The organism is Halobacillus karajensis (assembly GCF_900108515.1).
Classification (GTDB): Bacteria; Bacillota; Bacilli; order Bacillales; family Halobacillaceae; genus Halobacillus; species Halobacillus karajensis.
In genome coordinates, this window is the sequence record NZ_FNWW01000006.1 from 14,890 (window position 1) to 28,248 (window position 13,359).

Annotated in this window: 9 protein-coding genes; 7 read left to right on the forward strand and 2 right to left on the reverse strand. The window is 42.3% G+C overall.

The genetic code is table 11. The annotated features are described in order from the left end of the window. The first annotated feature begins 340 nt into the window (after window positions 1–340). Window positions 341–601, forward strand: coding sequence for a hypothetical protein (locus BLW54_RS13040; protein WP_035509919.1), 261 nt, complete (start codon window positions 341–343; stop codon window positions 599–601). Between the two features lie 101 nt (window positions 602–702). Here the strand turns inward: BLW54_RS13040 and lipA are convergent, their stop codons facing one another. Then, the gene (gene lipA, locus BLW54_RS13045) at window positions 703–1,647 is read right to left on the reverse strand and encodes a lipoyl synthase (RefSeq protein WP_035509922.1); all 945 of its coding nucleotides are present in this window, start codon (window positions 1,645–1,647) and stop codon (window positions 703–705) included. A 19-nt stretch (window positions 1,648–1,666) separates the two neighbouring features. Then, the gene (locus BLW54_RS13050; protein WP_074735100.1) at window positions 1,667–2,482 is read right to left on the reverse strand and encodes a lipoate--protein ligase family protein; all 816 of its coding nucleotides are present in this window, start codon (window positions 2,480–2,482) and stop codon (window positions 1,667–1,669) included. A 214-nt stretch (window positions 2,483–2,696) separates the two neighbouring features. Here BLW54_RS13050 and BLW54_RS13055 point away from each other — a divergent pair, with 214 nt between their 5' ends. The 6 genes from BLW54_RS13055 to BLW54_RS13080 all read left to right on the forward strand — a co-directional run bounded on the left by BLW54_RS13055 (window position 2,697) and on the right by BLW54_RS13080 (window position 13,156). After that, window positions 2,697–2,876: a hypothetical protein gene (locus tag BLW54_RS13055; RefSeq protein ID WP_035509925.1), complete on the forward strand. Its 180-nt coding sequence runs from the start codon at window positions 2,697–2,699 to the stop codon at window positions 2,874–2,876. Window positions 2,877–3,381: 505 nt separating this feature from the next. Further along, window positions 3,382–5,277: a PrkA family serine protein kinase gene (locus tag BLW54_RS13060; protein ID WP_035509927.1), complete on the forward strand. Its 1,896-nt coding sequence runs from the start codon at window positions 3,382–3,384 to the stop codon at window positions 5,275–5,277. A gap of 617 nt (window positions 5,278–5,894) precedes the next feature. Beyond that, window positions 5,895–8,708 carry a 2-oxoglutarate dehydrogenase E1 component gene (locus BLW54_RS13065; protein WP_244153521.1) on the forward strand — a complete coding sequence of 938 codons (2,814 nt, stop codon included), beginning with the start codon at window positions 5,895–5,897 and terminating at the stop codon, window positions 8,706–8,708. Continuing rightward, the gene (odhB, locus tag BLW54_RS13070; RefSeq protein ID WP_074735104.1) at window positions 8,695–9,987 is read left to right on the forward strand and encodes a 2-oxoglutarate dehydrogenase complex dihydrolipoyllysine-residue succinyltransferase; all 1,293 of its coding nucleotides are present in this window, start codon (window positions 8,695–8,697) and stop codon (window positions 9,985–9,987) included. The genes BLW54_RS13065 and odhB overlap by 14 nt, the downstream gene beginning before the upstream one ends. A gap of 222 nt (window positions 9,988–10,209) precedes the next feature. Then, complete coding sequence (gene yhbH / locus BLW54_RS13075; protein WP_035509934.1) at window positions 10,210–11,373, forward strand: sporulation protein YhbH; 1,164 nt, start codon at window positions 10,210–10,212, stop codon at window positions 11,371–11,373. 280 nt (window positions 11,374–11,653) lie between these two features. Further along, window positions 11,654–13,156 carry a potassium/proton antiporter gene (locus BLW54_RS13080; protein ID WP_035509937.1) on the forward strand — a complete coding sequence of 501 codons (1,503 nt, stop codon included), beginning with the start codon at window positions 11,654–11,656 and terminating at the stop codon, window positions 13,154–13,156. Window positions 13,157–13,359 lie beyond the last annotated feature (203 nt).

The window sequence follows — 13,359 nt, forward strand, 5'->3', positions numbered from 1 at the left end:
AGGTCCGTTTGTTTTGGCCAAAAGAAAAACGCACCCGTCTTGGATGCGTTTTTTGAGTGATTATTTTCTTGGGCTGCCAGGTTTTGTATCATACCCGGCACTGAAAATAGCAGTCAGAAATGCGACACAGACAAGAATAATTAATGTTACGTTCATGAATGGTCCTCCTTTATGTAGCCAGACAGCATTGCTAATTTGTATTATAAACCATTTTCTTATGGATGTGAATTGTTTGTCCGGTTAAATTTATTCTTCGCTTAATGACATGTGCCTATACGTAAAGGTAGACATTTACATAGGGTGAAGAGTAGGTGAATAACCAAGACTGGATGGGAGGAGCATGAATTTGTATCAATATCCCTATTATTATCCGTATCCAATCGAAGAAGACTTTCGAAATGATGATGAACGGTATTTCTTTTTAGGTCCTTTTGCTGGTGGATTACTCGGTGGTTTCATAGGTGGAGCTCTGGCGCCTGGTTTTTATGGAGGGTATGGTCCACCGCCACCTCCATATTATGGTGGCCCGGGTCCTGGGCCTGGAGCCGGACCTGGCCCTTATGGGTATAACCGTCCTCCTTATTATGGTGGGCCCTGGTAATATAAATGCCCCTCATGAAATTGTTCATGAGGGGCGGCTTTTGGTTAGAATGATCTTTCTTTCAATAAAAAATGCTTATGAAGGAGTGTGTCCTTAAACCATTAAAAGTTTGTCGTGTCCAGTTCTTTACCCTGGGACTCATAGCCTTTCATATACTTGATCCGGCGTTGGGCAGATGTACTATTGACCTGCTCATCTGCATGATATGAAGAGCGGACCATTGGACCAGCTTCGCAATGTTTGAATCCTTTTTCGAGAGCAATCTTTTTTAGCTCTTCAAATTCATCTGGATGGTAGTAACGTTCTACATTTAAGTGCTTCTTAGTAGGCTGTAGGTATTGACCGATGGTCATGATATCGACATTGTGTGCAAGAAGGTCATCCATAGCCTCAACTATTTCTTCTTTCGTTTCGCCAAGTCCAACCATAATACTTGATTTTGTCGGAGTGTTTGGACGAATTTCTTTTACACGGCGCAATAATTCAAGGGAGCGGTCGTACATGGCCCGGGCACGAACCTTTTTTGTTAATCGGCGTACGGTTTCTATATTATGGTTAAAGATATCTGGTTCTCCATCCATTAGTGTATGAAGGCTTTCATAGTCTCCCTTCATGTCGGAAGGAAGAATTTCTACTGTACATCCAGGGACACGGCGGCGGATGGCTTTAACAGTTTCAGCGAAAACAGCTGCACCACCGTCATTTAAGTCGTCACGTGCAACAGCTGTAACAACGACATGCTTAAGCCCCATAATTTCTACAGAATCTGCTACACGTTCCGGCTCTCCCCAGTCCAATTCATTCGGAAGTCCTGTTTTGACTGCACAGAAGCGACAGCCACGGGTACAAGTATCTCCCAAGATCATGAACGTAGCCGTTTTCCGTTCACTCCAGCATTCGTGAATATTTGGACAGCGAGCTTCTTCACAAACCGTGTTCAGCTTTTTGTCCCGCATGAGTTTTTTTAAGCCTGTATAGGATTTGTTTGTGTTAATTTTAATTTTCAGCCATTCTGGTTTTCTTATGTAGTCTTGTTTTTTGGCCAATTTGTTCACTCCTTATTTACTAACGAGCGTGGTTCCACTCGTCGGTTTCATAACGCTCTTTAGCAATTTTATGGACTTCATCCCATTGTTCTTTAGATAATTCAAAAGGTTCTAAATGAAGGTTCAGGCCTTTTTCGAAACCATTCTTAAATGCCGTCTTGGTATCTTCATAGGAGACGGGCTGATCCAAGATTTGATTAATCGCTACAGCTTTATCTCCGAATGCTTTACGTGCACGTTCCTTAATGCGTTCATTCTTATAAATAAACATATCAAATAGTTTAACGTCATCCACATCAATTGGAATGGATCCATGTTGTAAAATGACGCCTTTCTTTCGAGTTTGTGCACTTCCGGCTGCTTTCTTACCTTCAACAATCAGTTCATACCAAGAGGGTTCTTCAAAACATACAGCAGATCCAGCTACATCCAGCTTCCCTTCAGGAACAGCGAACTCTGCTTGAATCCCAAGGTTTACAAAACCTTCAAGCAACCCTTTTGAAATGACCAGGTAGGCTTCCTTCACAGAATCCGGCATATCCGGGTGTTCTTCTGAAACAATGACACTGTAGGTGAGTTCATTGTCATGTAAGACCGCTCGTCCTCCGGTTTGCCTGCGAACTAGTTCATACCCATGTTTCTGGACGCCTTCTAAATCAATTTTTCCTTTAACTTTTTGAAAATACCCTACAGATAATCCCGCAGGCTCCCATCCGTAAAAACGGAGCACGGGGGGGATCTCTCCTTTGCGGTGCCAATTCATTAAGGCTTCATCCAACGCCATGTTCATGGCAGGGGTGCAATGTCCTGAATCGACAAAGTACCATGTTTCCATTAGCAGTCCTTCTTTCTGTCGTGGAGCACTTTATCTAATTAAAATAGTCAAAACAATTCTAACAAGGCGTTATAACTGTGTCAAAATTTACAAACAACGCTAAAAAATGCGACAAAAGCCCTTTATGAGGGAGGTAGGACTAGTAACGTAAAGATAATAATGAACATACTTATCTCTTTGGGGGCTCTATTATTATAAGGAGGAGGGATGGTTTATGAGTCAAACTTTTCTATCCAGTACCCTATTCCTAATTAGTTCAGGCATTTGGGCATTATTAGCTATTTTATTTCATGATTTTCGATTGCTGAACTTGTTCTTATTTATTGTCTTTTTAATGATGGGTTTGTCTAAAAGGCACAGATTGATTTATGAAAAGGATGATGAAGAGGACTGATTAACAGATCAGCCCTCATTTTTTCTGTCATGAATGAACAGATAGGGCATAGGTTGAAAATGAGGGCTTTTCCATATCCCTCCTTTAGGATGGAAGCCAGCTTAAGGCTCTATTTTTAATGCAGCTAATTAAAATGTTGAGTGAGTTGGAACCCGCCGTTGTGTATTGTTCAGGTCACTACTAATGTTAGCAGATGGTGACAGTATTGTGTCCTTGAGGTAAAAAGAGTCGATGCGCTTTTATAAAGGACTTCATTTTGCCGTTGTCTTATGCTTGTCGCATCTCTCAAGGGGGCTACGCATTTCGTTTCATTGTCCAGTTTCGGTGGCCCGCCACTCGAGATCATAAGCAAACCGGTTACAGCCCAAAGCCCGCTGGAACACGTTTTTGCTTATGATGGTCGTGTCTAACAGGCCACCTCCACTTTTCTGATTTACACATGTTTTACATTAGCCAGGCATAGGATGTATTAAAATTCGTCTCTTACGACGGGGGAGGTCGCGAAGTGGACATTTTAAAGAAAATACAAGATCATCGTGAACAAGAAGAGGAACTTAAGTGGGAAGGTACCTTTTCAGAGTATCTAGAACTATTGAAAGAGCGTCCTTATTTAGCTCAATCTGCCCATTCCCGCGTTTATAATATGATTAAAAGTGCGGGAGTTGTAGAAGAGCACGATCATAAACGCTATAAGTTTTTCGATGAGGATATTTACGGACTTGATGAGGCGATGGAGAAGCTTGTAGAGGAGTATTTCCACCCTGCAGCAAGAAGACTCGATGTCAGGAAGCGGATCCTCTTATTGATGGGGCCTGTCAGTGGAGGTAAGTCGACTTTAGTAAACCTATTAAAACGAGGTATGGAGCAGTATACGCATACAGAAGAGGGTGCCGTATTTGCTATAAAAGGTTGTCCAATGCATGAAGACCCGCTCCATCTGGTTCCGAACCATTTACGTAAGGACTTTGAAGAGGAGTATGGTATTCGTATCGAAGGCAGCTTATCTCCTTTAAACACGATGAGGGTTGAAACGGAGTATGGGGGAAGAATTGAAGATGTTTTAGTGGAACGTGTCTTTTTCTCAGAGGATAAGCGTACAGGCATTGGTACGTTCAGTCCATCGGATCCGAAGTCACAAGATATTGCGGATTTAACAGGTTCCATTGACTTTTCGACGATCGCCCAGTATGGATCTGAGTCTGACCCGCGCGCCTATCGTTTTGATGGGGAGCTGAACAAGGCGAATCGTGGAATCATGGAGTTTCAGGAGATGTTAAAGTGTGATGAGAAGTTCTTGTGGCACTTACTCAGCTTGACGCAGGAAGGAAACTTTAAGGCTGGACGCTTTGCTCTTATATCAGCCGATGAACTCATAGTCGCTCATACAAACGAAGCGGAATACCGCTCTTTTATTGCCAATAAAAAGAATGAAGCCCTGCATTCTCGTATGATTGTTATGCCTGTTCCTTATAATTTGAAAGTGAGTCAGGAAGAACGGATTTACGAAAAGATGATTCGCGAAAGTGATATAAAAAACGTACACATTGCTCCTCATACGTTGAGAGTTGCAGCGATGTTTACCATTTTGACCCGATTGAAAGAATCGAAAAAAGCGAATGTTGATGTCCTTAAGAAAATGCGTCTTTATGATGGTGAAATCTTAGAAGGGTTCAGTGATGTAGACGTTGAGGAATTGAAAAAAGAACATGCTGATGAAGGGATGAGCGGAATTGATCCTCGTTATGTCATTAACCGGATTTCATCCACAATCATTAAGAAAGAACTGACTTCCATTAATGCTCTTGATGTCTTACGTTCACTGAAAGATGGTCTAGGAAGTCATGCTTCTATCTCGAATGAGGATAAAGATCGTTACCTTGACTTCATTTCACTGGCGAGAAAAGAATATGATGAGATCGCGAAGAAAGAAGTTCAGAAAGCTTTCGTCTATTCTTACGAGGAATCTGCGGTTACACTCATGGATAACTACCTGGATAATGTAGAAGCATACTGCAACAAAGCTAAGCTTAGAGACCCTCTAACAGGGGAGGAATTAAACCCGGATGAGCGTCTCATGCGTTCGATTGAAGAACAAATCGGCGTTTCAGAAAATGCGAAAAAAGCATTCCGTGAAGAAATACTCATCCGCATTTCCGCTTATGCCCGTAAAGGTAAAAAGTTTGATTATCAATCTCATGAACGATTACGTGAAGCTATTCAGAAGAAGCTGTTCGCTGACTTGAAGGATGTCGTGAAGATTACGACATCCACGAAGACTCCAGATGAACAACAGCTCAAGAAGATCAATGAAGTGGTGGCTACTTTGGTCGATGAGCATGGGTATACTTCAAGTTCTGCAAACGAATTACTCAAATATGTGGGAAGTCTATTAAATAGGTAACCTTTACTGTTGAACCGCCCTCTTATCCATGTAAGAGGGCGGTTCTCTTTTGGTGTTTTTTCACATCACTTTTCATCTTTATACCTTTCGTTTCCGATGAAGCGGGATCCTTATTTTCTGCGCTAGACTCGTCACTTTTGTACGAAAAAAATGGAGGGGGGTGAGTGTTTTGCTCATCTTGTGATTAGGGAAACAAAAGTAAAAAGCATGGTTATACATAGAGTGGGTATAAGGTGTGGGTGTAAGGGATATGAATGATGATAGGCTAAAGCATGTATAATGTCGTTTGGAGACACATAACTGGGTAATCGTTAAATATAGCTTTTCGACAGGGGTTCTCTTTTTTGGATGAATGAAACAAAAAGAATCTAACCCTTTAGCGGTAAAAAGTGAAAAAAGACGTACCCAAAGGTGCGTCTTTCTTGTTATAATGGTTTTGGTACTTTATTAAAAAAATAAGCGAAATTTGTTGAATACGTAAGCGTTTCAATTCTATAATAGTATTTGGACTTGGAAACGTTTTCGAGGAAACATTAGCCAACAACTACTTGGGGGTATTCTACGTGTCTAAACAAGGCTCCACTCAAAACTTTTGGGACAATTTCCATGGCCCCAACATGGGGTACATCGAAGAACAATATGAACTATATGAGAACGATCCTAGTGCTGTCGATCCTTCACTGAAGGAGATTTTTGATGAGCACGGGGCTCCTGTATGGATGGAAAGCGGAAAAGTTACCCAAACCAACGGCTCTGCTTCACCTTCTGAAAGGGACATTGCTAAAATTACCTCAGCGCTGAAACTTGTTGAGGCTATTCGTCGTCATGGTCATCTGCAGGCGGATATTTATCCAGTAGGCAGTGAGGAACGACCAAAGACTAATTTACTTGACTTAGAAGCATATGGACTACAAGAAAAAGATTTGGAAGAGATTCCAGCTGAATGGGTGTGGCCTGATGCCCCTATGAAACTGGATAATGCACTTCAAGTAGTCAACACTTTAAAAGAAAGATATGCAGGAACCATTTCTTTTGAATTCGGTCATGTAAACAATGAAGATGAAAGAGAGTGGCTGCAGGAAAAAGTGGATAGTGGATCTTACACGGTGTCATTGACGGATGAAGAAAAGAAACAATTGCTTTACCGTCTTGCTGAAGTAGAAGGATTTGAAAACTTCCTTGCTAAAACATTTGTCGCACAGAAACGTTTCTCTATAGAAGGACTAGATGTTATGGTACCTATGCTTGACCATATCATTCAGTCTGCTTCCGGAGATAAAATTAAACATATCATGATGGGCATGGCTCACCGCGGGCGTTTGAATGTACTGGCCCATATTTTAGGAAAGCCCTATGACCGTATTTTCTCCGAATTCCACCATTCTCCTGACAAGGAATTGGTTCCTTCAGAGGGATCAACAGGAATCAACTATGGATGGACAGGTGATGTGAAATATCATTTTGGAGCAAGGAGAGAGATTGAGAACGGGGAGCAATCGGCTACACGAGTTACTCTCAGCCACAACCCATCTCACCTGGAATATGTCAATCCTGTTGTCGAAGGTTTTACACGTGCGGCACAGGATGACCGTTCAGAGCCTGGATATTCCAAAATGGATGAAGATGAAGCCTTCGGACTTTTGATTCATGGGGATGCCGCCTTCATCGGGGAAGGTGTGGTAGCTGAAACCCTGAATATGAGTGATCTCCCTGGATACCGTACAGGCGGAACCGTCCATATCATCGCCAATAACCTTGTAGGTTTTACAACAAACCGTAAAGATGGCCGTTCTACAAGGTATGCAAGTGATTTGGCTAAAGGGTTTGAAATACCGGTTCTTCACGTAAATGCTGATGATCCAATCGCTTGTTTATCAGCAATGGCGCTTGCTTATGAATATCGCCAAAAGTTCCATAAAGATTTTCTAATTGATCTGGTCGGCTATCGTCGTTTTGGTCATAATGAAATGGACGAACCTCGTGCTACTCAGCCGAAGCTGTATAAGGAAATTGATGAACATTTAACAGCAGCCGCAGTCTTTGAAAAACAATTACAAGAAGCTTCCGTGGTCGGCGAAGGGGCACTGGAAGATATGAAAAATGAAGTAGAAAAGAAACTTCGTGAGATCTATAACAATATGAGTGAGCATGAAACACCGGCGCCGGATGTCAAAGATCGACCGAGCGGGGTTGAGCAAAACCTCGATGAAATAGATACTGCGGTGGATTTAGACCGTCTTAAAGGTCTGAACGAAGGGATGTTAAAGCGACCGGAAGGGTTTAATGGATTTAAGAAACTTGAAAAAATCCTCCAGCGCCGGAGTAAGATGCTGAATGAAGGACAAAAAGTAGATTGGGCAACAGCGGAAGCATTAGCATTTGCGTCCATTCTGGAAGATGGGCGTCCGATCCGGATTACAGGGCAGGATACGGAGCGTGGAACATTTGCCCACCGTCACCTCGTACTCCATGATGTAAAGACAGGGGAGACATACTGCCCGCTTCACGGCTTGGAACAAGCGGAAGCCTCCTTTGATATTCATAACAGCCCGCTTTCAGAAGCTGGGGTGATTGGGTTTGAATACGGTTATAGTGTTCAGGCGCCAGAAGCTTTGGTATTGTGGGAAGCACAATTTGGTGATTTTGCCAATGCCGGTCAAGTCATCTTTGATCAATTCGTATCCGCCGGCCGTGCCAAATGGGGCGAAAAATCAAACATGGTTTTCCTATTGCCCCACGGTTATGAAGGTCAGGGACCAGAGCATTCCAGTGCTCGTCTGGAAAGATTTCTGCAGCTTGCAGCGGAGAATAACTGGACGGTTGCAAACGTGACCTCTTCCGCGCAATATTTTCACCTGTTGAGAAGACAAGCAGCTATCAGCAACCAGGAAGAAGCCAGACCTCTTGTCTTGATGACACCTAAGAGTCTGCTTCGGAATCAGCGTGTAGCTGTTTCTGGAAGTCTATTTAGTGAAGGTCGATTCCAGCCGATTATGAAACAGCCAATCTTATCTGAAAACAAGGATAAAGATAAAGTAAAAACCCTGTTATTAGGCAGTGGTAAAATTATGGTGGATATAGAAGATAAAGTCGATGGCACGGACGAGTCATTTGAAACCATTGACGCCGTAAGAATCGAACAAATCTATCCATTCCCAGAACAACAATTGGCTGATATGTTAGAAGAATATCCGAATTTAGAAGAGTTAGTATGGGTCCAGGAAGAACCACAAAACATGGGGAGTTGGTACTTCGTGGAAGGGATATTGTACAAGCTTCTGAAGAAAGGGCAAATTCACCGCTATGTCGGTCGACCGCATCGTGCTTCCCCTTCCGTAGGAGAACCGAATATCCATAAAACTGAACAAAACCGAATCATTCATGAAGCGCTACAGATGTCTAAAGGAGGAGAAACAAATGAAGGAAATTAAGGTTCCTGAATTAGCTGAATCCATAACAGAAGGTACGATTGCAGAATGGCTCGTCAAAAAAGGGGATCAAGTGGAAAAAGGCGATCCCATCCTGGAACTTGAGACAGATAAAGTAAACGTAGAAGTGAATGCAGATGCCAGTGGTGTCATTGCTGAACTGTTAAAAGACGAGGGGGAAGACGTCGAAGTTGGTGATGTCATTGCTCAAGTCGATGAAAATGGTGAAGGTGGAGGTTCTGAAGAGGAGACTTCTTCTAAAAATGAGGAACCTGAATCGAACGGTAAAGAAGAAAAACAGGAGTCTTCTGGTGACGAGAAAAAAGAAGATGCTGCAGGTAAGGATTCTAAAGAAGTAATCGCCACTCCAGCCGCTCGTAAACGCGCCCGTGAACTTGGCATTGACTTAAGTGAGGTTTCAGCTCGTGATCCACTAGGTCGTATCCGTCCTGAAGATGTAGATGTAGCAGCTGAGGGAGGTAAGAAGCAAGAAACCACATCTTCTTCTAAGTCTTCATCCGAGGACAAACCGAAGAAACAGGAGAAAAAGAAAGAAGAAGCGAAGAAAACGGAATTTGATAAGCCGGTTGAGCGTGTGAAAATGTCTCGCCGCCGTCAAACTATCGCGAAGCGCCTTGTAGAAGCTCAGCAAGAGTCTGCGATGCTTACAACCTTTAATGAAGTAGACATGACTAATGTTATGAAACTAAGAAGCGATCGAAAAGAATCGTTCCAGAAGAAACATGATATTAAGCTTGGGTTTATGTCCTTCTTCACAAAGGCAGCTGTTGGCGCATTGAAAGAATTTCCTTTACTCAACGCTGAGATTCAAGGCAATGAAATCATCAAGAAGCAATTTTATGATATTGGAATGGCAGTATCCACAGATGAGGGCCTAGTCGTTCCAGTGGTTCGTGACGCGGATCGCTTGGATTTTGCCGGTATCGAAAAAGGAATTGCGGACCTAGCTACTAAAGCCCGTAATAAAGAATTGGGGCTGGAAGATTTGCAGGGTGGTTCTTTCACCATCACCAATGGTGGGATTTTCGGCTCCATGCTGTCCACTCCAATTTTGAACGCGCCACAAGTGGGGATCCTTGGATTGCATAACATTGAAAAACGAGCGAAAGTTATGCCGGATGACACAATTGAGGCACGTCCGATGATGTATATTGCCCTTTCTTACGACCATAGAATCGTGGATGGAAAAGAAGCCGTGCAGTTTCTGCGCAGAATTAAAGAAATGATTGAAGACCCATATGACCTATTGCTCGAAGGTTAATTTCGAAAAGCCTCTTCCACAAACATCAGTGGAAGGGGCTTTTTTATATACGCATGTTTTTTAGGGCGAAGGAGATGCGAAAACGATGACTAGTAAATAATTTGTGAAAAAGTAGACAATGATAGGTGGAAAACACAAATAATCCATTCATATCTCAATATCTTTCATCCATTCCAGTGGACCTGCATACGATAGAGTAATACTCGATTAGGAGGGAATGACATGGATGAAGAGATGAGTTTTGTAATCGCCGAAGACGACTGGTCCCTCCATCGGAAAGGCTACGACGATCAGCGGCGACATCAGGAAAAAGTGAAAGACGCAATGAGCAAGCAGTTGCCAGATCTCATTACTGAAGAGAATATTGTGATGTCGAATGGAAAGCGTGTCGTTAAGATTCCAATACGTTCACTTGATGAATATAAGATCCGTTATAATCATGAGAAGAATAAACATGCAGGACAAGGTGAAGGGGATAGTGAGGTCGGAGATGTCGTTGCTCAAGCGCCGCAGAAATCGAAAGGCAAGCCTGGCGATGGAGATGGGGCTGGCGATAAAGCTGGTGAAGATTATTATGAGGCGGAAATTTCTTTAGCAGAGTTGGAGGAAGCTTTGTTCAAGGAATTGACGTTACCAAACCTTGATGAGAAAGAAAAAGACAATATCATTCACACCGATATCGAGTTCCGTGATATCCGTAAAACTGGATTGACAGGAAACATTGATAAGAAGAGGACGATGCTTGAGGCTTATAAACGAAACGCTCTTGGTGGCGAAGCTTCTTTTGCACCGATTTATCCTGAAGACATTCGATTTAAAACGTGGAACGAGAAGAACAAACCAGAATCTAAAGCTGTGGTTATTGCCATGATGGATACAAGTGGTTCCATGGGGCAATGGGAGAAGTATATGGCCAGGAGTTTCTTCTTCTGGATGAACAGGTTCCTGAATCGAAACTATGAAACCGTCGAAATTGAATTTGTCGCCCACCACACACAAGCCAAAGTTGTCAGTGAGGATGATTTCTTTTCTAAAGGAGAGAGTGGAGGTACGATCTGCTCTTCTGCCTATCGCAAGGCCTTGGAGTTGATTGAAACGAAATATTCACCTGAGCGTTACAACATTTATCCATTTCACTTCTCAGATGGAGACAATTTGACTTCAGACAACAAGCGATGTCTTGGATTGATTGAACAGCTGATTGAGGTCTCGCAGATGTTCGGCTATGGGGAAGTGAATCAGTATAATCGTTCATCCAGTTTAATGCAAGCTTATAAATCCATTGAACACCCGAAATTCCGCTATTATATACTGCGAAGAAAAGCAGATGTTTTCCATGCTATGAAACAATTTTTCAGTGAGCAGGAAGAAAAGATGCTAAGCTGATGTTGCAGACACGCCAAGTGACATCTTGTTGCTTGGCTTTTTTTGATGTCTAAAAAGTGATTTCTTTTTCAGAATTGTAGATATATAGATTAAGGAAGCTGCATCCCCCTGGTTTTTTAGTCAACCTATTCTAATAAAAAATCGTTACCATGGTGCTGGATAAGGATGTCGGAGAAGCAGGGGACAATTTGTTTTGTGAAAAATGGAAAGTGGTTGATTATAACCTCTTATACAAATCTTGTTATAATAAATAGACAAAGATGGAAAAGGAGAGCGGTTTATGATTCAGGAAGTCTTAGAATCGAATCAGTTCATTATGCTAATCGCTTTGTTACTGATCATTAGTATCATTGTGACTAAATTCTCGTCTCGGCTGGGAGTACCTTCTCTTGTGCTCTTTATTGCTGTTGGGATGCTGGTGGGAAATGACGGTCTTGGATTTATTAATTTTAATAATCCTGAGATTGCACAGTTGATCGGTGTCATTGCTTTGATTGTCATCTTGTTTGAAGGGGGGATGTTAACCAAGTGGAAAGACATTCGTCCTGTCATTGCCCCTTCCATTACACTGGCAACCGTTGGGGTAATATTGACGACTTCAATTGTTGCTTTAGCTGCTAAATTTATCTTACATATCGGCTGGGCGGAGTCTTTTCTGGTTGGTTCTATTGTAGGATCAACTGACGCGGCTGCTGTATTCGCTGTACTTAAAGGCAAAAACGTAAAGCCTAAACTTGAGGCAACACTTGAGGCAGAATCGGGAACCAATGATCCGATGGCCGTTTTTTTGACCATTGCATTTATTCAATTGCTCACAATTGATCAAGTTAATGTATGGACAATGATAGGGTCATTTTTTTGGCAGATGGGGGCTGGGCTTGCTGTTGGTGCAGGGATCGGGTACTTGGCAAGTGCCTCTTTAAATCGGATCAACCTTGACTCGAGCGGGCTCTATCCATTATTTGCTCTGGGGTTCGCATTCCTTTCTTATAGTTCCAGCTCACTGCTGCAAGCCAGCGGTCTATTAGCCGTGTATGTGACAGCTGTCGTTATTGGAAATGCAGAACTTGCCTATCGTTATTCGATATTAAGGTTTCATGAAGGATTTGGTTGGATGGCACAAATTCTCATGTTTATCATTCTTGGCTTGTTTGTTTCACCAACAGAAGTATTTACATGGCCGGTTATGTTGGATGGGTTGTTAATCGCTATCACTCTTATCTTCATAGCTCGACCTGTCGCGACTTTTTTAAGTTTATCTGGTTTCTCATTCAATATGAAGGAAAAATATTTCCTCTCTTGGGCAGGACTCCGCGGAGCAGTTCCAATTGTCCTTGCAATTTTCCCCATGCTTGCGGGGCTGGAGAACAGTCAGTTGATTTTCAATGTCGTATTCTTCACCGTTCTTACTTCTGCGTTAGTTCAGGGGTCTTCCATTACTAGAATTGCCGAACGATTCCACTTAGTTTCGAATAAGCTTGGAAATCCGATTCACTCATTGGAACTTATTTCTATAGGGAAAGCAAATGTTGAGATGATCGAATTCGACGTAACAGAGAGAAACGTCGTGGTGGGACAGACGCTTGAAAATATGGAATTACCGGACAGAGCACTAATCAATGCCATTATTCGTGAGGGAGATGTAATAACACCATACGGGCAAACAGAGATAAAAGCAGGAGACACCCTCTATATTCTTGTAGCACGGAAGAATAAAAAAGAAGTGAAGAGGCTTCTTGAAGCTATTAAGAATGAAGAAGCACACGAAAAAAGCCGGGCTTAAGGCAGCTCGGCTTTTTTCGTAGCAGCTATGATATTTTGGGCGTTTCTTTATGATATGAAGAATACAGTTATTATTATAGGTAAAACAGAGGGGTTTGTAAACCTTTTCTAGAAAAAACATGTAATTTTTACTAGGCCAGGGTTTAATCATTTATTCTTGAATTGTACGTTCGACAATCTTCCTATACAATAAGAATCACCAAG